Genomic DNA, 21,748 nt, shown 5'->3' with positions numbered 1-21,748 from the left:
TCGCCCCTCCCTCCGTGAATAAGACGTCTGAACTCTGCCAAAAGTATACAGGCTGGCTGAACATTCTTCTATTTATTCTGCCAGGCGGATCCTGGCGGTTCATTTTCGCCAAAATATTTGGTATACTTGCATGCAGCTAAACTTACGAAAAGGAAGAATGTTGACCATGATTTATTTCGACAATAGCGCAACGACCAAGGCGCTGCCGGTGGTCCTGGACACCTACCGCAAGGTCTCCGAGGACTTTTTTGGCAATCCGAGCAGCCTGCACGCGGTCGGCGGCAAGGGCAATGAGGTGCTGCAAAGCGCCCGCAAGCAGATCGCGGACCTGATGCACGCCAAGCCTGACGAAATCTACTTCACGTCTTGCGGCACGGAAGGTGACAACTGGGTCATCAAGGGGACGGCCATCGAAAAGCGGCCTTTTGGCAAGCACCTGATTACCACGCAGGTCGAACATCCCGCGGTGATCAACACGATGAAGCAGCTTGAGGAGCTGGGCTTTGACGTGACCTATCTGCCTGTCGACAAGCGCGGTTTCATCGATCCCGAAGTACTGCGCGCGGCGATCCGGCCGGACACGATTTTGGTGTCGGTGATGGCAGTCAACAACGAGGTTGGTGCCAAGCAGCCGATCGATGCTGTGGCGAAAATCCTTGAGGACTACCCGAGCATTCACTTCCATGTTGACGCCGTGCAGGCCATCGGCAAGGGCCTGATGAAGTCCCTGCGTAATCCGCGCATCGATTTTCTGACCTTCTCCGGCCACAAGTTCCACGCGCCGCGCGGGACCGGGTTTGTCTACATCAAGGAAGGCCGGCACATCGCGCCGCTGTTGACCGGCGGCGGCCAGGAGGATAACCTGCGCTCCGGCACTGAAAACACGCCGGCAATTGCCGCGATGGCCAAGGCCCTCCGGCTGCTGTTGACTGATGAGGACAAAAAGGTCGCCCACCAGCAGGCCATTCGTAAGGCGATTTACGACCACGTTAGCCAGTTCGCGAACGTGACCATGTTTTCGCAGCTGACGCCTGACTTCGCCCCGCACATCTTGACGTTTGCTATCGCCGGGGTGCGCGGTGAAACCATCGTCCACGCGTTTGAGCCGCACGACATCTACATCTCGACGACTTCGGCCTGCTCCAGCAAAAAGGGCACCGAAAGTTCAACGTTGGCCGCGATGCATGTTGACGACAGCATCGCCACATCGGCGATTCGCGTCAGCTTGGACGAGTACAACACCATGGATGAGGCCAAGGCGTTCAACCAGGCGTTCGACCAAGTCTACGCCGGCTTTGCCAAGTTGATGCCGTCTGCGTAACCCGTTGCCATTTTATTGGAGGAAAAAATCTGTGAATTACACTGAAATTATGGTGCGCTACGGCGAGCTGTCCACTAAGGGCAAAAACCGCCAGGCCTTCATCAGCCGCCTGCACGGCAACGTCACCAAGGCGCTGCACGAATTTCCCGACCTGACCATTCGGCCCAAGCGCGACCGGCTGCACATCGAGCTCAACGGTGAGGACGCCAAGGCCGTGATGGTCCGCCTGTCCAAGGTGTTTGGCATCCAGACCTATTCGCCATCTGTGAAAGTGGAAAAGGACATGGACCAAGTGCACGAGGCCGTGCTGGCATTAATGAATGAATCTGTGCCGCAGGGAGCCAGTTACAAGGTCAACACCCGGCGTGCGGACCACACGTTTGCGCTTGACACGAACCAGATGAACTTGAATCTCGGCGACTTTTTGGTCGATCACCGGCCAGACCTCAAGGTGCAGATGCACCATCCGGATTACACCTTGCGGGTGGAAGTGCGCCGCGACGCGATATACCTGTCCACGCAAACGATTCAAGGCGCTTTGGGTATGCCCGTCGGCACCGCCGGCAAGGCCATGCTGATGCTGTCCGGTGGGATCGATTCCCCGGTCGCCGGCTATTACGCCCTAAAGCGCGGTGTCGATCTGGAAATGGTTCACTTTTTCAGCCCGCCGTACACGTCCGACTCGGCTTTGAACAAGGCCAAGCAGCTGACCACCAAACTGGCGCCATACGCCGGCTACATCAAGTTCATTCAGGTGCCGTTCACTGAGATTCAGGAAACCATTAAGGCCACCGTACCGGAAGGGTACCTGATGACGGTGCAGCGGCGGCTGATGCTGCGGCTGACCGAGGCGCTGGCCAAGCAGCGCGGGGGTCTGGCCATCGTCAACGGCGAGTCGATCGGCCAAGTGGCGTCCCAGACTTTGGAAAGCATGGTCGCCATCAACGATGTGACCAACATGCCGATCATTCGGCCAGTGGCCACGATGGACAAGACGGAGATCATCAAGGTCGCGCAGGACATCGACACCTACGACCTGTCGATCATGCCGTTTGAAGACTGCTGCACAATTTTCGCGCCGCCGTCCCCTAAGACCAAGCCAAACCTGGACAAGACGCGCTACTACGAAAGCAAGCTGGACGTTGAGGGGCTGATGCAGCGCGCCTTGGATGGTGTGAAGATCACCGAGATCAAGTCGTCCGACGAGTTCATGAACCAAAACCAGGACATGATTTCTGAGCTGCTGTAAAAAGGAGACCGCGATGACTGAGATCCGCTACATGAATCGGCCCGAGGCCAAGGCGTACTTGGATTGGGTCTATCCAGCGCCGTATGAGTTCTATAACATTCCCGCCGCGGTTCACGCGGTAGAAATGGACAACATTTTTGCTGATGACGGGGATGACTACTATTCGGTGCTGGAAAACGACGAGCTGATCGGGATGTACGAGTTTTCTTTCCCCAATGGCGTGATGGAAATTGGCTTGGGGCTGGCGCCGGCCTACACGGGCGCCGGCCGTGGCCGCGCCTTCGTTCAGGCCGGCATCGACTTTGGCCGCCAGCGCTACCACTACGCCGGCCCCATTACCCTCGAGGTCGCGGACTTTAACGCCCGTGCCCGCCACCTGTATGAGGCCTTGGGCTTCAAACAAACCGGCACGCGCGAGGCTGATGCGTATGGGACTCCGGTCACGTTTGTGCAGATGAAATTAGATCAGTGAGTACTGCAAGCTGCCTGGTGAGGGCAGCTTTTATTATGCCGATAAAAGAGTTGCGCTTCTGGGATACAGGGCTTGAAGTGGTGCCCACCACGATTGCTGTGCGTCGCCGGCCCAATCCTCCCGGAACCCAGTACGTCTGGCGGTCGCGCACTTCCACCGGATTTTGTTTGTTCGTTCACAAAGGTTATGCTAAACTGACATTGTGAACGCTTACACAGAATTCAAGGGCGGAGGCAAGACCCATGCAAAACACAAAAGCACATGTCTCAAAAGCTACGATTAAACGCATTCCCCTGTACTATCGCGCAGTTGTCCAGCTACAGCAGGAAGGCGTCGCCCGCATTCGTTCGGACCGTCTAAGCGAAATTATTCACATACCATCTGCGACCATCCGCCGCGATTTTTCCAGCTTCGGAGAGCTCGGCAAAAGCGGCTACGGCTACAGCATTGCGACGTTGGTGGAGGAGTTCGGCCAGCTGCTCGACGTGGATTCTTCCGAGTCGATTATTCTGGTCGGCGTCGGCGGCTTGGGGCGCGCGCTGCTGATGAATAATTTTCGCCGTAATCCGGACCTGAACATCGTCATGGCGTTCGACGCCGACCCGACGAAGGTCAACACTCGCATTGGCGGCATTCCGGTGTACCCGTTTGCGACTCTGGCGGCACACATGAACCCGAACATTCACACGGCAATCCTCGCGGTGCCGAGTGCGTCGCAAACCGGGGTGATCGGCACGCTGGAGGCGTTCGGCATCAACGCCATCATGACGTTCGCCCCGCAGCCGGTGGCCTGCGCGCCGCAGACTACCATCCGCTACATCGATTTGACCTCGGAGCTGCAAAGCCTGCTGTACACCGCGCACCAAAAGGCGAAAGCCCGTTGACGGGTCGCGGCCGCTCGGCTTATAATAGCGTCAACGCGATGACCAAGAGGGTTGCGGGACGCTTTTTCAGCGACAAGGCGGGTGGTGTGAGCCTTGAAGTGTTCCGTGATAAGTAGCTTGCGAGCCGTCGACCTGAAGTCAGTAGGGCCGACCGGGACCACCCGTTATCAGGTTCAAGTGAAGGCGTTGAGCCTTAATTTAGGTGGTACCGCGAGCTAACTCGTCCTAATCGATAGGGCGAGTTTTTTTGTGCAAGCTGCGAAGGCGGGCGCTTTTAGGGTGACAGCCAGCCTAACCTAACGCGTTGCCGCCGTTTTTTGGCGGCGGTGCGTTAGGCGTAGCTGGATGCTCACCCGTTGCCCGCCTGAGCGCAACTACCCGATCTCGGCATCGAAAACAACAGGAGGATCCTTATGAGTGAAGAATTAGCACCAAAATTCGACCCCAAAGCAGTCGAAGCCGGTCGCTATCAGAAGTGGCTGGCCCAGGGCGTATTCAAACCAAACGGCGACCAGAAAGCCAAGCCGTACACCATCGTCATTCCGCCGCCGAATGTCACCGGCAAGCTGCACATGGGGCACGCGTGGGATACGACGCTGCAGGACATGATCATTCGCCAAAAGCGGATGCAGGGCTATGACACCTTGTACCTGCCAGGCATGGATCATGCCGGGATCGCGACGCAAGCCAAAGTCGAAGCCAAGCTGCGCGAGCAGGGCATTTCGCGCTACGACCTGGGCCGTGATAAGTTCATCCAGCAGGTTTGGGACTGGAAGGACGAGTACGCGGCAATTATTCACAAGCAGTGGGCCAAAATGGGCCTGTCATTGGACTATTCTCGCGAGCGGTTCACCCTTGATGACGGGTTGTCCAAGGCGGTTCGCAAGGTGTTCGTCGACCTTTACAACAAGGGCCTGATCTACCGCGGCGAGTACATTGTTAACTGGGATCCGCAGGCGCGCACGGCGTTGTCCGACATCGAGGTCATTCACCAAGACGACAAGGGTGCTTTTTACCATCTGATTTACCCCTTCGCTGATGGGACTAAGGGCGGCATTGAAATTGCCACCACCCGGCCGGAAACCATGTTTGGCGATACCGCCGTGGCCGTCAACAGCAAGGATCCGCGCTACAAGGACATGATCGGCAAAGAAGTCATCGTGCCGGGCGTCGGTCGCAAGATTCCAATCATCGCCGATGAGCACGCGGACATGGACTTTGGGACCGGGGCCGTTAAAATCACGCCGGCCCACGACCCCAACGACTTCCAGGTCGGCCTGCGCCATGACCTGCCGCGTATCAACTGCATGAATGACGACGGCACCATGAACGAAAACGCCGGCAAGTACCAGGGCATGGACCGCTTCGAGTGCCGCAAGACGCTTGTCAAGGATTTGCAGGACTCCGGTGACATCATTAAGATCGTGCCGATCGTCCACAGTGTCGGCCACTCCGAGCGGACCGGCGTGCAGGTTGAAGCCCGCCTGTCGACGCAGTGGTTCGTCAAGATGAAGCCGCTCGCTGAAGCCGCCATCAAAAACCAGCAAGGCGCCGGCAAGGTCGACTTTGTGCCGGATCGCTTCGAGCACACCTTCCTGAACTGGATGGAAAATATTCACGACTGGGTCATCTCCCGCCAGCTCTGGTGGGGTCACCGCATCCCGGCCTGGTACAATAAGAAGACCGGCGAGACCTACGTCGGTGAAGAAGACCCGAAGGACCCGGAAAACTGGGAACAGGATCCCGATGTTCTGGATACCTGGTTCTCCAGTGCCTTGTGGCCATTTTCCACGCTGGGCTGGCCGGACAAGGACGCGCCTGACTTCAAGCGCTACTACCCGACCAACACGCTGGTTACCGGCTACGACATCATTCCGTTCTGGGTTGCTCGCATGATTTTCCAAGGCCTTGAGTTCACTGGTCAGCGCCCGTTCGAGCACACCTTGATTCACGGCCTGATGCGCGATGAACAGGGCCGCAAGATGAGCAAGTCCCTGGGTAACGGCATCGATCCGATGGACGTCATTGAAAAGTATGGCGCCGACGCGTTGCGCTGGTTCCTGACGCAGGGCAACAAGCCCGGCCAGGACGCTCGCTTCTCTTACACCCAAATGGACGCGGCCTGGAACTTCATCAACAAGATCTGGAACATGAGTCGCTTTGTGCTGATGAACCTGGGTGACACGAAAGCGGACGCTCAGCCTGATCCAAGCACTTTCGACCTGTCAGACCAATGGATTTTTGCCCGCCTGAACGACACGGTCGCAGAGGTGACGCGCCTGTTCGATAACTTCGAGTTCGGGGAGGCCGACCGCGCGCTGTACAACTTCATCTGGAATGAGCTGGCTGACTGGTACATCGAAATGTCCAAGGAAGTCCTTTACGGTGACGATGAGACGATCAAGGCGCAAAAGCGCGTCAACCTGCGCTATGTGCTGGATCAGACCCTGCGCCTGCTGCAGCCGATCATGCCGTTTGTGACAGAAAAAATCTGGCTGACAATGCCTCATGCTGGCGAGTCCCTGGTGACGGCGGCATACCCGACCACGCACCAAGAATTTGAAAATCCGGCCGCTGTCGCGCAGATGCAGGCCATCATTGAGCTGATTCGCGGCGTCCGCAACATTCGCACCGAGGTCAACGCGCCGCTGGCCAGTCCGATCGACTTGATCATCAAGCTGCAGGACCCAAGTCTGGAGGCGGTCTTCAATGATAACCGCGACTTCATCGACCGGTTCGTTCACCTGAAGGCAATGACTGTCGGTACCGACGTCGAGGCCCCAGCCTTGGCCGGTAGCGCAGTCACGACCGGCGCGACGATCTATGTCCCGCTCAAGGAACTGATCGACTTGGACGAGGAAATCGCCAAGCTGCAAAAAGACGCCAAGAAGCTCGAGCAGGAGATCACACGGGCCGACAAGAAGCTGAGCAATCAAGGTTTCTTGGCCAAGGCGCCGGAAGCAGTGATCACGGAACAGAAGGCCAAACGAACCGACTTTACGACGAAACTGGACGCGACCAACGCCCGCATCAAGGAACTGCAAGCGGCCAAATAATGGTCACGCTTAGGAAGGAGCTGCCGCGTGCAGCTTCTTTTTTTGGCTACCGTGGTGTAAAAATAGTTTTTACTAAGAATTAAGCATTGGCAACGCTTGCCCGGACCCCAGCGGTTGTCAGGGGTGCTGGGGGCGGTATAATTGATTTGAAGGCTGATGGGCTAACTATTAGTCAGTGTGATATACTTTGCACACAAGCGATTTGACTATGGTAAGGAGCAGTTATGAAAAGAAAAAGTTGGTTGATTACCGCCGCAGTTGCCATTCTGGCCGTTGCTGGGATCGGTTACGGGGTCCGCAGTAACCATTACCAAGACCGGTTTTTACCGAAGACTGAGGCCTTGGGTGTGGACCTGAGCGGTAAAACCGTCAAACAGGCGGATGCGAAAATGAAGGCGCAGCTGGCCGACGTGAATTACCAGCTGAAGGACGGCGGCAAGACTGTGGCCACAGTGTCCGGGCAAACATTGGGCCTCAAGCGTGATTACACGACCATGCTGAATAAGCTATTATCCAAGCAGAATCCGTGGGGTTTTTCCGCGGTGGTGCTGGCGCAAAGCGATAAAACGGCTTTGGCCTCTAGCGCCGACAGCGCGGAGATCAAGCAGTACGCGAACGCCGAGGCAGCCAAGCTGAACGCGTCACGGACCGCGCCGGTCGATGCCAAGGTCGTTTTGACGAATGACAGCTACAACATTGAGAAGGAAAAACCAGGTAACCAAATCGATGCGGCCAAGCTGGCCGAGGCGCTTGCCGGGGCAATTCAAGCTAACCGCCACACGGTCGCTTTGAAGCAGACGTTCGCCCAGCCTAAGGCCAAGGCTAGTGATCAAGCCCTGAAAGATGCTGTTAGCAAGCTGCAAGCAATGGGTGACATCAAGGCTGTCGTGACGGTCACAAACCATCAGGAGCAGATTTCAAGCGACCGGCTCAAATCGTGGCTGAGTTACTCTGACGGCAGCGTCCAGGTCGACCGCGGTGGCGTGGCCAAGTTTGTGTCTGAGCTTGCCGATAAGTACAACACATACAATAAGTCCCGTCAGTTTCATTCGACCAAGCAAGGAACCGTCACGGTGCCGGCTGGCACTTATGGTTGGAGCATTATGCAGAGCAAGGAAACCGATGCCCTGATTGCCCTGATCAAAGCCGGCAAAGACTTCACCCAGCCAGTTCTGCACCAAGGCACCGGGTACCACGCCGATGGCACGGATATTGGCTCCACGTATCTAGAGGTCGACAGGGAAAATCAGCACGAATGGCTTTACCAAAATGGCAAAGTAGTGCTGGATTCCGCCGTTGTCACTGGCAAGCCGGCCACACCAACGCCGAGCGGGGTGTTCGCGGTGTGGTCGAAGCAGCGCAACGCTACCCTGGTAGGCGAGGATTATCGCACACCGGTGAACTATTGGATGCCGATTGATAATACTGGCGTCGGGTTACACGATGCGTCATGGCAGCCAACTTTTGGCGGCACATGGTATCAGCAGCATGGCTCGCACGGCTGCGTCAATCAGCCGCCGGCCTTCATGCCGAAGTTGTTTGCCGCTGTGGCGGTTGGCACCCCGGTCATCGTGATTTAAACGATCAATCAACGCGTTCGGGCCGTTTGGCTTGGGCGCGTTTTGTAGTAAGATTAAGGGCATTATTGGGGGCTTAGACATGAAAACTTACGATGAGACCGTTGCAGCGATCCATGCGCTGCCGCGGCTGGCCAAAACCGGCGGCCACGAGCGCATTTTGGCACTGCTGCACGCGCTGGGCGACCCGCAGCACGACCGCTACGTCCACGTGACCGGCACCAATGGCAAGGGCTCGACCGCATCGGGCATCGCGCACATCATGGAAGCCAGTGGCCTGAAAGTCGGGCTGTACACCTCGCCGTTCATCATGCGCTTTAATGAGCGCATCATGATCGATCACCAGCCGATCCCCGATGCCGATCTAGTGACGGCAGCCGCGACCACAGACGCCGCGATGGCCAAACTGCGTGAAACTGATCCCGACTTTGGGGTGAACGAATTTGAGTACATCACGGCGCTGGCGTTTTGGTATTTTCACCAGCAGCAGGTGGACCTAGCGGTGATTGAGGTCGGCATCGGCGGTGACACGGATTCGACCAATGTCATCACGCCGGAGGTCTCAGTGATCACCAGCGTGGGGCTGGATCACGCCAAGCTTTTGGGCCACACCATCAAAAGCGTCGCCACGCACAAAGCTGGCATCATCAAGCCGCAGCGGCCGGTGGTGACGGCGGCGTTGCCGGCAGATGCGATGGCAGCAGTGAAAAAGCGCGTCGCCGAAACCGGCAGCCAGTGGCTGGTGGCCGGTCAGGACTTTGGCACCAGCCGCGCCGCGCTTGATGGCTGGGGGCAGCGCTTTGACTATCAGGCCGGCACGTTTCATCTCAGTCAGGTGTTCGTGCCGTTAGTGGGGAACTACCAGGTGCAAAATGCGGCGCTGGCGATCGCGGCCAGCCGCGTGGCCGCCAAGGCGATGAACTGGCCGCTTCAGCCCCAGGAAATTCGGCGCGGGCTGGCCAAAAACACCTGGCCGGCGCGCATGGAAAAGCTCAGCGACGACCCGCTGATCGTGATCGACGGTGGGCACAACCCGCAGGGCATCGCGGCTATGCTGAGCGCGGTCAAGCAAGTGTTTAACGATGAGCGGGTGACGCTCATCGTCGGCGTGCTGGCGGATAAGGACGTAAAGACCATCATCGCTGAGCTGGAAGCCACCACGGCGCGGCTCTGGCTGGTCCCCGTGCCGGATAATCCGCGGGCCGAGGCCTTGGCAGACTACCCGGACGCCGGCAAGCTGCGCACTTTTGCCAGCTGGCAGGAGGCGCTGGCCGCCCACCTGGACGAGTTTCCAGATGAGCCGGTGGTGCTGATGGGCTCGCTTTACCTGGCCTCTGCTGTACGCCAAACGTTGCTCGGCAGTCAGCGCTAAAGGTTTAGATGGCGTAATCTCTCCTCAAAAAGGGGGAGTCAAGATGCAGCCAAGGGAATTGATTCAAGCGCACGGACCGCTTGCGCTATCGGATAAGGAACTGCTGGAAGTGTTGATTGGCAGCGGCAGCGGGCAGTACGACGTCGTCATGGTGGCAGAGGAAGTGCTGCGCCAGTACCCGGCCTTGACCGGGCTGAATCTCGCCACCGCTGGTGACCTGCTGGCCGTACCGGGCATTGGTCCGACTAAGGCCGCCCGGCTGGTGGCCGGCCTCGAACTGTCACGGCGCGTGCAGCAGCGGCAAACGCTGAGGTACGGCGAAGTGCTGGACGCCCCGCAAATCGGTGCGGCGATGGTGCAGCGCCTGGCTGGGGCCACTGAGGAGCACCTGCTGGCGCTGATGCTGGACGTGCGCAACGCCATCATTCGCGAGGTGGAACTGGCTCACGGCGGGGTCGACAAGTCGATTGCTGATCCGCGTGTGGTGTTTCGCATGGCGCTGGCACTGAATGCGTCGCGGCTGATTCTGGTGCACAATCACCCCAGCGGCGATCAGCTGCCCTCCGAGATGGACGTTGAGCTGACCGAGCGGTTTGCTGCTGCCGGCGCCCTGATTGGGGTGGCCTTGCTGGACCACATTGTAGTGGGCGGCGATCAGTTTTACTCGTTCAGTCAGGAACACCACCTCTAAGATTTATTAAATTATGGCGATGGAAGCGTGTGAATCGTGAGCGCAAGACCGGACGACGAGGTCTTTATGCTATAATGCAAGAGATTAGAAAATCGGACTTGTAAGGAGAGAACGTCTTGCTTGGATTAGGCTCAAAAAACATCGGGATCGACCTCGGTACCGCAAACACGCTCGTTTACGTTGACGGGAAGGGCATCGTCACGAACGAACCGTCAGTCGTGGCGAAAAACACACAAACAGGGGAAATCATTGCGGTGGGCGAGGAAGCCCGCGCAATGATTGGCCGCACCCCGGCTGACATCGACGCGATTCGGCCAATGAAAGACGGTGTGATCGCCGACTACGACACCACGGCAGCGATGCTGAAGTACTTCATGAACAAGGCGCTTGGCGGCAAGAACAACCACCCGCAGGTCATGATCTGCGTGCCCAGCGGCGTCACCGAAGTGGAAAAGCGCGCGGTGATTGACGCGGCCAAGGTGGCAGGCGCCAAAGAGGCGTTTGTCATCGAGGAGCCTTACGCGGCGGCCATTGGTGCGGGCTTGCCCGTCATGGATCCGACCGGCTCTATGGTCGTTGATATCGGCGGCGGCACGACCGACGTGGCCACCATTTCGCTCGGCGGCATTGTGTCGAGCCGCTCCATCCGGATGGCCGGCGACAAGGTTGACGAGGCAGTGGTAGCGTACATCCGCCAGAACTTCAACTTGCTGATTGGCGAGCGCACGGCGGAAGAGATCAAGATCGAGTTGGGCTGCGCTTCCATTGAGGAAGCCAAGAAGCTGGACGGCATGACCGTACGCGGGCGTGACCTGTTGACCGGTCTGCCGAAGACGCAGGATATCACGGCCGAAGACATCGCCAAAGCGATTCAGGAAACGGTCCAGGCGATCATTGAGGCCATTAAGGACACGCTGGAAGAGACCTCACCGGAAATCGCGGCAGACGTCATCGATCACGGCATTGTCCTGACTGGCGGCGGCGCGCAGCTGAAGTCGTTGGATGCCGTCATCTCCGATGCCACCAAGGTGCCTGTGTTTGTGGCGCAAGATCCACTGGAATGCGTCGCTATCGGTACCGGGGAATCCCTTAAGAACATCGATGTCCTGAAGAAACACTGATCCATGCAGGCAGCTGCAATCACCAGTGGCCGGTCCGCGAGTTTTATTGGGCCGGCTTTTTCATTGAGAAGACCAAAAGGAGCGACTCATGCAAAAGTTCTTTTCTAACAAAAAACTGATCGTCTTGATGGTCGCCTTGTTGGTCAGCGTGGGGCTGATGTTCACGTCCATGTCCGTGCGGAACAATAAGAACACGCCGCCCTTGGTACAGCAGATCGGCAACGATATTGTCGGCATCGGTGGGCGCATCGTTGCCGCGCCTGGCAACTTTATCAAAGGCGGGCTGGATGACGTCAATGACCTACTGAACACGTACCAGGAAAATCGCCTTCTCAAGGCGCAAGTGGCGGACCTGGCGCAGACCAAGGTCACCAACCAGACTTTGCAAAGTGAGAATCGGGCACTGAAAAAGCAGCTGAAGCTGAACGCCACCTTGACGGATTACGACCAGGTGCCGGCGACGGTCATGATGCGCAGCCCCAGCGACTGGCGCAACATTGTCGTGATCAACAAGGGCCAAGGCGCTGGCGTGGCTAAGGGCATGCCAGTGATGGCCGGCTCTGGGTTGGTTGGGCGCGTGGTCGAAGTGGAGAAGACCAATGCCAAGGTGGAAATGATGACCACGGACAACAAGTCCGCCGACCGGTTTGCGGCGCAGATCACCACCGGCGATGGCAGTATTGTCAACGGCGTGATCTCGAGTTATAACGCCGCCAAGAACCAGCTGGTGCTTGGTCAAGTCGATACCGAAGACAGCATCAAAAAAGGCCAGAAGGTCGTCACCTCCGGGCTCGGCGGCTCCACCCCAAAGGGTCTGTTGATTGGGACAGTGGCATCGGTTGCCAAGGATGATTTTGGCCTGGCCAACACGGTGTACGTCAAACCGGCCGCTAATTTCAACGACCTGTCCGTGGTGACGGTGATCGACCGCACCATCAAGGGTGAGTAACATGTTGAAGGACAAAAAGTTTACTAAGCACGGCTGGGTGCTGCTGCTTCTACTGGTGACCTTGCTGTTGGACGGGGTCATCGCGCAGGTCTTTGCACAGTTTGTGATGTCGCCGACGTTCACCGGGGTCCCGCAGCTGACTTTGATCGCGCTGATCATGGCGACCCTGCTGCTGCCTGAAGAAGAATACATTGTGGCCATCGCGGCGGTGTTTGGCCTGATTTTTGACAGCTACTACACGGGCATGCTGGGGGTCAACGCGCTGCTGTGGCCGCTGCTGGTTTACGTGGTGCGGCAGCTCGGGCCAGTGGTGCCCAAGTCGCCGTTTTACATTGGGGCGCTGGTCGTGATCGTGCTGACGCTATTCACCCTGGCCAATTACGCGGTCAACCGCTTTTTGGGGTTCGCACAAGTCACCGCCACGACGCTGATTGCCAACCACCTCGGGCCGAGTCTCATCGTGAATCTGGTGATATTTGCGCTGGCGTATTTGCCTTTACGCCAGATATTGATAAACTTAAGGATAGATTAATATTGGGGGTGTACGCATGGAGGCAGTAACGCTGAAGGGCCGCCAAAGCGGGTTCGAGCTGCAGCTGGCATCAGAGGCTTCACTGGATGAGATCACAGCGGCTTTGACCACGCTGCTTGCGCGCGTGGCGGGGGACACGAAGGACCAGGAACATGTCGATTTTGTTCTGGAAACCGGTGATCGCCTGCTTAATGAGGACCAGGCCAAGGCAGTGCAGACGGTGTTTGACACTTATCCGCAGTTCGCCATCAAGACCATCCATGCGGCGGTGGCGGCAGTCGAGCCACTCCGGGCTGAATTCGCGGCGAAGGCAACCCATTTGGTCGGCGGCGTTCTGCGCTCCGGTCAGGAGGCGGACTACAGCGGCGATGTGCTGTTTTTGGGCGACCTGCACCGCGGCGCCACGCTGAAAACCACCGGCAGCATCTTTGTGATGGGCCAGGTTGAAGGCCTGCTGATTGCCGGGACGTTGGGGGACCAAGAGGCCGTTATCGTTGGCGACATCAGCCGCGCCGCGCAGATTCGCATCGCTGACACCTTGGAGATCATCGATAAAAATTCCTACACCGCGCAGACGACGTCATACATTGACGATCTGCACGCACTGGTGCATGGTAAGGTGCCAGCGCTGGCCAAGCTGCGGCCGAAACTGTTCCGGAAACTGGAGGAAATGTAATGGGTACTTCTTTGGTGGTCACCTCAGGCAAGGGCGGCGTCGGCAAAACCACGACGACGGCCAATATCGGCACGGCGCTTGCGCTGCAAGGCAAAAAAGTGTGCCTGATGGATCTGGATATCGGGCTGCGCAATTTGGATGTGGTCCTGGGCCTGTCCAACCGGATCATTTATGACATTGTTGACGTGGCCAGCGGCCGCGCCAAGGTGCATCAGGCGCTGATCAAGGACAAGCGGTTTGACGACAAGTTGTATGTCCTGCCGGCGGCGCAAAACGCGGAAAAAGATTCGCTCGAGCCCGATCAGGTCAAGGCGATTGTCGACGAGCTGCGACCGGAATTTGATTATCTGATTCTGGACTCGCCAGCGGGCATTGAGCAAGGCTTCCGCAACGCCGTCGAAGGCGCGGACGGCGCAATCGTCGTCACGACCCCGGAGATCTCGGCAGTGTCTGACGCTGACCGCATCGTCGGGCTGCTTGAGCAGCGCGACATGGTGTATCCGCCTCGCCTGATCATCAACCGCATCCGCCAGCACATGATGGCCGATGGCCGGTCGATGGATATCGACGAGATCACGCAGCACCTGGGCATCGACTTGCTTGGCATCGTGGTCGATGATGATGGGGTGATCGCCAGCTCCAACAAAGGCGAAACCGTCGTAATGGACCCCGACGACTTGGCCAGCCAAGGCTACCGCAATATTGCGCGGCGGCTTTTGGGCGAGTCCGTGCCGCTGATGAACATCGAGCAGAAAAAAGTTGGCTTTTGGCACAGACTTTTTCATCATCAGGGTTGACATTCATTTTGAAGCAGGTATTATAGCCTTAATCAATTAAAACGTTGAGTGGAAATGGTGAGAAGCTGATCAGCCAAGCGAGTCCGGAACGGTGAAAGCCGGACGTGATCATTCTTGCCTCACATCCACGAGTGCCTGATTGAACTCAGTAGGTCAGGCCGGTTGGGCTCGTTATCGCCGTGGTTGAAAAACGACATGAGACCTTCGCGGTGACGCGGTGGTGAGCATGAGGTGGTACCGCGGCATTCAAGTCGCCCTCATTCAGACATTAGTCTGAGTGGGGGCGTTTTGTTTTACCGCCAGTTCCATGTTTTTCAACCACGTGAGGACCAGTCGGTGACGGCTGGTCGAAATGAGGTGGCACCGCGCGGAAGCGTCCTCAAGCAATTGCTTGAGAACAATTCTGTGCGGTGCTTTTTATTCAACGTTTGAAAACGCAAGGGAGGAATAATCATGAGTTACATTAATTCGATTTTGCCGGCGCTGCTGGATGGGGTGAAAATGACGTTGGGGGTCTTCTTCCTGACGTTGATCGGGGCCATTCCGTTGGGCATGCTGGTGTCAGTTGGGCTGATCCAGCGCGGCAAAAACATCCTGGCCAAGGCTGGCAAGGCAATTCTTTCAGCCTACATCTGGGTGTTCCGCGGCACGCCGCTGCTGCTTCAGTTGATTTTCGTCTTCTACGGCCTGCCGCTGATCGGCATCGTGTTTGACCGCTTCTCAGCTGTCATTTTCACCTTCATCCTCAACTACGCGGCCTACTTCGCCGAGATTTACCGCGGCGGCTTCGGCGCGGTTGAGGAAGGCCAGTTCGAGGCCGCGACGGTGCTGAACATGACGCGCTGGCAGACGCTGCGCTACGTGGTGATTCCTCAGGTGCTGAAGATCGTGCTGCCGTCCATGGGCAACGAGGTCATCAACCTGGTCAAGGATTCCAGCCTGGTATACGTCATCGGACTCGGCGACTTGCTGCGGGCCGGCGAGGTCGCGACGTCTCGCGACGTGACGCTGGTGCCGCTTGTGCTGGTCGCCGTCATCTATCTGGTGATGACGCTGCTGCTCACGCTGCTGCAGCGCCGCGTCGAAAAGTCATTCAGCTACTACAAGTAGGCAGGGGGTAAGCATATGTTAGAGCTTAAAAATATTTCCAAACGCTTCGGCGATCAGGTCGTCCTGGACAACCTGGATGTCACGATTGAAGATCAGAAAACACTCGCGATCGTTGGCCCCAGCGGTGCCGGCAAGACCACGCTGCTCCGAATCATCGCGGGGCTCACTCCGGCCGATAGTGGCAGCTTCACCTACAATGGGCAAGCGACTTCTGCCGCTGAGCTCCGCAAGCAAGGCGTTATCGGCGTCGTATTCCAGGGCTTTGAATTATTCCCGAACCTGTCTGTGCTGAAAAACATCACACTGGCGCCGACACTGCAAGGCGTTGGTGCAGCCGCCGCCGAAAAACACGCCCGCAGTCTGATGGACCAGCTGGACCTGGAAGCGCAGGCCAACGCGTACCCGTACTCCCTGTCTGGCGGCCAAAAGCAGCGGGTGGCGATCGCTCGGGCGCTGGCGCTTGATCCCAAGATCCTGCTTTACGACGAACCGACTTCCGCCCTGGATCCTAACCTGCGCCAGTCCGTGGCTGATCTGATCGCCAGCGTCAAGCAGCAGGGGATGACACAGGTGGTCGTCACCCATGACATGGAATTCGCCAAGATGGTGGCAGACGCGACACTGACAGTGGCCAAGCAGGGGAGTGAGTCGAATGAAGCGTAAGTGGTTAACAATCCTGTTGACGCTGCTGGCTGGGTTCGCCTTGGTGCTTTCCGGTTGCGCCCGCACCGAGCAGAAGAACTCCTGGCCGCGCATCAAACAGGATCAAAAAGTGGTCGTCGGCCTTGACGACAGTTTTGTCCCGATGGGTTTTCGCCAAAAGAACGGCACCGTCGCCGGCTACGACATCGACCTGGCACGGGCGCTGTTCAAGCTTTACGGTGTGAAGGTCAGCTTTCAGACGATTGACTGGTCCATGAAGGAAACCGAGCTGCGCAACCAAACTATCGACCTGATCTGGAACGGCTACACCGTGACGCCTGAGCGCCAAAAACAGGTGGCCTTTTCAACCGAGTACTTGAAGAATCACCAGGTGCTGGTCACCAAGCGCGCTGATAACATCAATTCGTTTGCCGACATGAAGGGCAAGGTCGTCGGCGCTCAAAGCGAAAGCAGCGGTGCCTCGGACATCGACGCTCAGCCGAAAAAGCTGAAGGACATCATTAAAAACCGCGAGCCGGTCCTGTACGACACCTTTGATAACGCCTTTTTGGATCTGAATGCCGGGCGGATTCAGGGCATCGTGATCGACCAGGTTTACGCCAACTACTACATTGCCCACCAAAAGGATCCAGGAGCCTACAAGGTCATCCAAGGCACCTATCCGGCGGAAGATTTTGCGGTCGGCATGCGAAAGAGTGATAATGAGCTGAGAGATAAAATCAATACCGGCCTGAAGACGCTCAAAGCAAACGGCACCCTGAAGAAGTTGAATGAGAAGTGGTTCGGGGTGGCTTCGGTCGATTAGCAGGGAGTTTCCATTATGTGGCTCACGACCATTGTCATCATTATTATCGTGATCAACGCAACCGCGGCCATCATCACCGTGTTCCGCCAGCCGCGGGACATTGCGGCGACTTGGGCGTGGTTGTTAGTGTTATTGCTGCTGCCGGTGATTGGCTTCATTTTGTACTGGTTCTTCGGCCGCAAGCTGGCCACCAACAAGCTGAACTCGCTGGCGACGCAGCAGCGCCTGGGCATCGACCAAATGGTGGCCTCGCAGCAAGAAGCCGTGACGGTCAGTCAGGAAAGCGGGGCGGCCTCGCCGTTTGCCGGCGCCCCTGAGCTGGTGCGGACCTTGCTGCAGGCAGACGGGGCCCTGATCACCACCATGAACCGGGTGCGGCTGCTTTTCAACCGTCAGGACTTTACCAAGGCGCTGTTTGCCGACCTGCGCACCGCGACGCACCACATTCACATTGAGGCCTACACCATTGAACCGGATGGGGTGGGCAAGGCGCTGGTCCAGCTGCTGACCCAAAAGGCTGAGCAGGGCGTGCGGGTCCGGGTGATCTATGACACCTTCGGCTCCCACCTCCTGAATCACGCTTTTTGGCGGCCGCTGGTGCAAGCCGGCGGGCAGGTCGAGCCATTCTTGGAAACGCGGCTGGGCCGGGCCAACTTGCGCATCAACTTCCGCAACCACCGCAAAATTACGGTGATCGATGGGCAGGTCGCGTACATGGGCGGCTTTGACATCGGCAGCACCAGCCGCAAGCTGGCGATCACCCGCGACACGCAGCTGCGCCTGACCGGTCAAGCCGTGGCGTCGCTTCAGGCCCGCTTCTTTATGGACTGGAACACCACGGCCAAGATCAAGAAGGTCCACTTCCAAAAGGCCTACTTCCCGGACCCTGCGGACAACGGCCGCACGACCATGCAAATCGTTGCCGGCGGCCCGGAGCAAAAGCTCGAAGCCATCAAGCTGGGCGACTTGCGACTGCTGGCCCTGGCCAAGCGCCGAATCTGGGTGCAATCCCCGTTTTTCGTGCCGGACGATTCGCTGCTTGACGCGTTGATTCTGGCGGCGCACTCCGGCATTGATGTGCGGCTGATGGTGCCGGTGCACACAAACCAGCCAATGATGGCCAAGGCCACAGAGTTCTACCTGAACCAGCTGGTCAAAGCCGGCGTGAAGGTCTACCGCTACCAGGCGGGGTTCCTGCACAGCAAGGCCATCATCGTTGACTCACAGTACTTGATGACCGGCTCGCCGAACCTGGATCTGCGCTCGTTCAAGCTCAATTTTGAAATTGCGGCGTTCATTTACGATCGCACGCTGGCCGAAATGGTGGAGCGCCAGTTCAAGCTCGACATGCAGCAGACCACCTTGTACACGTACACGATGGTCAAAAATCAGTCGCCGATGAGTCGGGTGGGGGCCGACTTGGCGCGGCTGTTTGCGCCAATCTTGTAAGCTTACTTTTTGACATTGAATTTCCGCTTGCTATAATGATAGTGCACAAGCAAAATTGTGCCTAAACAAAATAGTGGTGGGACCACGCAAAGGGGAGCCATTGGCTGAGAGTGGGCATTTGCCCAGACCCTTCGAACCTGTTCGCTAATACGAGCGTAGGAATTGCGGTGTCGAGAAATCGGCCTTCTTTGTGGCGGATCCTGACCCAAAGGAGGATTTTTTATGTCCAAATCGAACTCACGTGTCTTGATTTTGGTGGAGATCGCGGTGATCGCCGCGTTTGCCATGGCGCTGGAGTACGTGCCGCACAAAACCGGCATTTCCAGCATTGAAATGTCCTACGGGGTGATTCCAATCACCGTGCTGGCGCTGCGGCGCGGGCCTGGCGCCGGGATGGCCGCGGGCCTGACCTGGGGTGTGTTGGATATCATGCTGATCGGCTTTGGCGAAGGGTCCGTCCTGAACCCGATTCAGGGCTTTCTGGAGTATCCAATCGCCTTTGCCGTCGCTGGGCTTGGCGGCTTGCTGTACGGCCGCTTCCAAGCGGCGCTGAAGGCGGGTAAGAACCGCGAGGCCCTGGGCCTGGCCTGGGGGGCTGGTTTGATTGGCGTCTTGGCGAAGTACTTCTGCCATTTCCTGGCCGGCTGGGTCTTCTGGGGGTCATACGCCCCTAAGGGCACGCCGGCGTGGCTGTACTCGCTGGTGATCAACGGTGGCTCGGCCGTCGCCACCGGCATCTTGACCGTGATCGTGGTGTCTGTCTTGATGACCACCGTCAAAAAGCCGCTGTTTGAACCCAAAGACGGCGGTCAGCTGCTGTCACAGCACTAATCCAAGCAAAAAATAAGTGGGTCTGCAAATGCAGGCTCACTTTTTATGTGCGGTTAGAAAACATTCATCGCGGATAATCCAACGACTAGGGCCCCAAGGATGGTGACAATCAGCATCGCCCAGGTGGCAATGTGGGTGACCCACCAGAATTTTGAGCGTTTTTCTTTCACCTTAATCACCACCTTTGACCAATTTGGTTGCGCGTTCTACTCGAGTAGTGTACCCGTTTTGCCCAGGCGCTTCAACCAAATTCTCGTGCCCGTACACGCAAAATCGGGTATAGTCTTAAGAGAAGGAAGTGATGAACATGCTGATCGGAATCATTTTACCGTTAGCGGGCCTGGCCTTATGGAGCGTCAGCCGGGCGCTGCAGTTTCATTCGCGCGTGCTGCCATTCCTGGTGGTCGCGCTGGAGCTGCTGGGCGTGGCCAGCTTAGCCGCCGCCAAGGCCCCCAACACGATTTGGGTCGCGCTGTTCACCACCACTGCAATTGCGATTCTTTTGATTATCTATTTTCTGGCCCACGATTATGATTTGCTCTTTGCCCGTTATTTCACGACCTTGGGCCGAGTCCTCCTGTTGGCGGCCACATTCTGGTGGCTTGGGGCGATTTTGCTCTCACTTTAGGGCCTGGTCCCCACCATTTTTCCACCTGTCCCCACCCGCTGCAAACCGCAGTGGATGGGGATTTTTTTGTACACTCAGGGAATCGTGGGGTAGCTTTTCAAATTGTCAAGCAGAATTTGTGGGAGTTGGTGGTGAGGAGTGGGTGATTGTGGTAGACTGAATTTAACGTTGGAAAGGGGGCGTTGTCCATGCTGATGGGAGAATTTCATCACAGTATCGATGCGAAGGGCCGGTTGATCATTCCGGCCAAGTTCCGCACTGATCTCGGCAGTGATTTTGTGCTGACGCGCGGCATGGACGGCTGCCTGTTCGGCTATCCGATGAGTCAGTGGCAGAAGCTGCAGACCCAGATCGAGGCCTTGCCTCTGACCAAAAAGGACGCCCGGACCTTCACGCGGTTCATGTACTCCGCCGCCACTGAGTGCGAGCTGGACAAGCAGGGCCGCGTCAACATTCCCAAACCTCTGATCCAGCACGCTGGGCTCGATAAGGCCTGCGTCTTGGTCGGGGTATCCGACCGCATAGAAGTCTGGAGCGAAGAACGGTGGAACAGCTTCACCCAAAGCGCCGAGGACAGCTTCGATGATATTTCCGAAAATCTGACCGACTTTGGACTGTGAGCGCGATGACAGAATTTACGCATGAAACCGTGTTATTAAAAGAGGCCACCGACAACTTGGCCATCAAGCCTGCCGGCACCTATGTCGATGCGACTTTAGGGCGCGGCGGCCACACCCGGCGAATCCTCAGCCAGCTGACAACCGGCCAGCTTTACGCCTTCGATCAGGATCAGGCCGCCATCGACGCGGTCTCAGCGCAAGGGGTGCCGGTCAACCTGCACCTGCTTCACCGCAATTTCCGCGACTTGGCTGAGGCGCTTTCGGCAGAAGGGGTTACTTCAGTCGACGGGATCTTGTATGACCTGGGCGTCTCCAGTCCGCAGTTCGACGATTCCAAACGTGGGTTTTCCTACCGCTTCGATGCGCCGCTGGACATGCGCATGGATCAAAGCCAAGTGCTTTCGGCGCGGGTCGTCGTCAACGAGTGGTCGTATCAGGACCTGGTACGAATTTTCACCCGTTACGGCGAGGAGCGCTTCGCCAAGTCAATCGCCCGCAAGATCGAGCAGGCGCGCGCGAGCAAGCCAATTGAAACCACGTTTGAGCTGGTCGATCTGATCAAGGCTGGCATTCCAGCCAAGGTGCGGCGCACCGGCGGACATCCCGCCAAGAAGGTGTTCCAGGCGATCCGCATCGCCGTCAACGATGAGCTGGGGGCCCTGGAGGCTTCATTGACGCAGGCGTTGCAGCTGGTCAAGCCGGGTGGGCGCATCAGTGTCATCACCTTTCAGTCCCTGGAGGACCGGCTGGTGAAGACCATGTTCAAGGAGCAGACGACAGTGCAAGACCTGCCCCAGGGCCTGCCGGTGATTCCGCCGGAAGCCCGGCCGCATTTCAAATTAATCAATCGCAAACCGATCCTCCCCAGCGAGGATGAACTGATCGCCAATCACCGTGCGCACAGCGCTAAGCTGCGGGTGGTTGAGCGGATATATTGAAGGGGTG

22 protein-coding genes, 1 riboswitch and 1 other annotated feature are annotated in these 21,748 nt (G+C 57.5%); of the genes, 21 read left to right on the top strand and 1 reads right to left on the bottom strand.

Features of this window, described 5'->3' with window-relative positions; all coding sequences use genetic code 11:
• Positions 1 to 166 precede the first annotated feature (166 nt).
• The 18 genes from EKM86_RS04755 (at position 167) to thiT (ending at position 19,555) form a co-directional block, all read left to right on the top strand.
• On the top strand, positions 167 to 1,321 hold the full coding sequence (locus EKM86_RS04755; RefSeq protein WP_125755572.1) for a cysteine desulfurase family protein: 1,155 nt from the start codon (positions 167 to 169) through the stop codon (positions 1,319 to 1,321).
• A gap of 31 nt (positions 1,322 to 1,352) precedes the next feature.
• Positions 1,353 to 2,570, top strand: a complete 1,218-nt coding sequence (gene thiI, locus EKM86_RS04750) for a tRNA uracil 4-sulfurtransferase ThiI (RefSeq protein WP_125755570.1) — start codon at positions 1,353 to 1,355, stop codon at positions 2,568 to 2,570.
• A 13-nt stretch (positions 2,571 to 2,583) separates the two neighbouring features.
• Positions 2,584 to 3,042, top strand: coding sequence for a GNAT family N-acetyltransferase (locus EKM86_RS04745; RefSeq protein WP_125755568.1), 459 nt, complete (start codon positions 2,584 to 2,586; stop codon positions 3,040 to 3,042).
• Positions 3,043 to 3,284: 242 nt separating this feature from the next.
• Positions 3,285 to 3,926: a redox-sensing transcriptional repressor Rex gene (locus EKM86_RS04740; protein ID WP_125755566.1), complete on the top strand. Its 642-nt coding sequence runs from the start codon at positions 3,285 to 3,287 to the stop codon at positions 3,924 to 3,926.
• A gap of 29 nt (positions 3,927 to 3,955) precedes the next feature.
• Positions 3,956 to 4,157 (top strand) — a binding site (T-box leader).
• A 182-nt stretch (positions 4,158 to 4,339) separates the two neighbouring features.
• The gene (locus tag EKM86_RS04735) at positions 4,340 to 6,982 is read left to right on the top strand and encodes a valine--tRNA ligase (RefSeq protein WP_125755564.1); all 2,643 of its coding nucleotides are present in this window, start codon (positions 4,340 to 4,342) and stop codon (positions 6,980 to 6,982) included.
• A gap of 224 nt (positions 6,983 to 7,206) precedes the next feature.
• Positions 7,207 to 8,562: a L,D-transpeptidase family protein gene (locus EKM86_RS04730; RefSeq protein WP_125755562.1), complete on the top strand. Its 1,356-nt coding sequence runs from the start codon at positions 7,207 to 7,209 to the stop codon at positions 8,560 to 8,562.
• 79 nt (positions 8,563 to 8,641) lie between these two features.
• Positions 8,642 to 9,931 (top strand): bifunctional folylpolyglutamate synthase/dihydrofolate synthase, encoded by a 1,290-nt coding sequence (locus EKM86_RS04725; RefSeq protein ID WP_125755560.1) that lies wholly within the window; start codon positions 8,642 to 8,644, stop codon positions 9,929 to 9,931.
• Between the two features lie 43 nt (positions 9,932 to 9,974).
• Entirely contained in the window at positions 9,975 to 10,622 is a 648-nt protein-coding gene (gene radC / locus EKM86_RS04720; RefSeq protein ID WP_125755558.1) for a RadC family protein, read from the top strand.
• A 116-nt stretch (positions 10,623 to 10,738) separates the two neighbouring features.
• Positions 10,739 to 11,743, top strand: a complete 1,005-nt coding sequence (locus tag EKM86_RS04715; RefSeq protein WP_125755556.1) for a rod shape-determining protein — start codon at positions 10,739 to 10,741, stop codon at positions 11,741 to 11,743.
• Positions 11,744 to 11,831: 88 nt separating this feature from the next.
• Positions 11,832 to 12,692 (top strand): rod shape-determining protein MreC, encoded by an 861-nt coding sequence (gene mreC / locus EKM86_RS04710; RefSeq protein ID WP_125755554.1) that lies wholly within the window; start codon positions 11,832 to 11,834, stop codon positions 12,690 to 12,692.
• A gap of 1 nt (position 12,693) precedes the next feature.
• Positions 12,694 to 13,224, top strand: a complete 531-nt coding sequence (gene mreD / locus EKM86_RS04705) for a rod shape-determining protein MreD (protein WP_125755552.1) — start codon at positions 12,694 to 12,696, stop codon at positions 13,222 to 13,224.
• 16 nt (positions 13,225 to 13,240) lie between these two features.
• Complete coding sequence (locus EKM86_RS04700) at positions 13,241 to 13,900, top strand: septum site-determining protein MinC (RefSeq protein ID WP_125755550.1); 660 nt, start codon at positions 13,241 to 13,243, stop codon at positions 13,898 to 13,900.
• Positions 13,900 to 14,697 carry a septum site-determining protein MinD gene (gene minD, locus EKM86_RS04695; RefSeq protein ID WP_125755548.1) on the top strand — a complete coding sequence of 266 codons (798 nt, stop codon included), beginning with the start codon at positions 13,900 to 13,902 and terminating at the stop codon, positions 14,695 to 14,697. Before EKM86_RS04700 ends, minD begins: the two co-directional genes overlap by 1 nt.
• 453 nt (positions 14,698 to 15,150) lie before the next feature.
• A complete protein-coding gene (locus EKM86_RS04690; protein ID WP_125755546.1) occupies positions 15,151 to 15,807 on the top strand; it encodes an amino acid ABC transporter permease in 657 nt (218 codons plus the stop codon).
• A gap of 15 nt (positions 15,808 to 15,822) precedes the next feature.
• A complete protein-coding gene (locus tag EKM86_RS04685) occupies positions 15,823 to 16,470 on the top strand; it encodes an amino acid ABC transporter ATP-binding protein (RefSeq protein WP_125755544.1) in 648 nt (215 codons plus the stop codon).
• A complete protein-coding gene (locus tag EKM86_RS04680; protein ID WP_125755542.1) occupies positions 16,460 to 17,275 on the top strand; it encodes an amino acid ABC transporter substrate-binding protein in 816 nt (271 codons plus the stop codon). The genes EKM86_RS04685 and EKM86_RS04680 overlap by 11 nt, the downstream gene beginning before the upstream one ends.
• A gap of 15 nt (positions 17,276 to 17,290) precedes the next feature.
• Entirely contained in the window at positions 17,291 to 18,724 is a 1,434-nt protein-coding gene (cls, locus tag EKM86_RS04675; protein WP_125755540.1) for a cardiolipin synthase, read from the top strand.
• Between the two features lie 80 nt (positions 18,725 to 18,804).
• Positions 18,805 to 18,903, top strand: a riboswitch (TPP riboswitch).
• A 43-nt stretch (positions 18,904 to 18,946) separates the two neighbouring features.
• Positions 18,947 to 19,555, top strand: a complete 609-nt coding sequence (gene thiT / locus EKM86_RS04670; RefSeq protein WP_125755538.1) for an energy-coupled thiamine transporter ThiT — start codon at positions 18,947 to 18,949, stop codon at positions 19,553 to 19,555.
• 53 nt (positions 19,556 to 19,608) lie between these two features.
• On the opposite strand, the gene EKM86_RS04665 is transcribed toward thiT, so the two are convergent.
• Positions 19,609 to 19,725 carry a DUF4044 domain-containing protein gene (locus EKM86_RS04665; RefSeq protein WP_125755536.1) on the bottom strand — a complete coding sequence of 39 codons (117 nt, stop codon included), beginning with the start codon at positions 19,723 to 19,725 and terminating at the stop codon, positions 19,609 to 19,611.
• 137 nt (positions 19,726 to 19,862) lie between these two features.
• Between EKM86_RS04665 and EKM86_RS04660 the strand changes: the two genes are divergently transcribed.
• From EKM86_RS04660 to rsmH, 3 genes are all read left to right on the top strand, one after another.
• Positions 19,863 to 20,183, top strand: coding sequence for a DUF3397 domain-containing protein (locus EKM86_RS04660; protein WP_125755534.1), 321 nt, complete (start codon positions 19,863 to 19,865; stop codon positions 20,181 to 20,183).
• A gap of 188 nt (positions 20,184 to 20,371) precedes the next feature.
• The gene (gene mraZ / locus EKM86_RS04655) at positions 20,372 to 20,803 is read left to right on the top strand and encodes a division/cell wall cluster transcriptional repressor MraZ (protein WP_125755532.1); all 432 of its coding nucleotides are present in this window, start codon (positions 20,372 to 20,374) and stop codon (positions 20,801 to 20,803) included.
• Between the two features lie 5 nt (positions 20,804 to 20,808).
• Positions 20,809 to 21,741, top strand: a complete 933-nt coding sequence (gene rsmH, locus EKM86_RS04650; protein ID WP_125755530.1) for a 16S rRNA (cytosine(1402)-N(4))-methyltransferase RsmH — start codon at positions 20,809 to 20,811, stop codon at positions 21,739 to 21,741.
• Positions 21,742 to 21,748 lie beyond the last annotated feature (7 nt).

This window comes from Lacticaseibacillus hegangensis (assembly GCF_003946465.1).
Lineage (GTDB): Bacteria > Bacillota > Bacilli > Lactobacillales > Lactobacillaceae > Lacticaseibacillus > Lacticaseibacillus hegangensis.
This window is presented reverse-complemented; position numbering and strand designations above follow the sequence as displayed.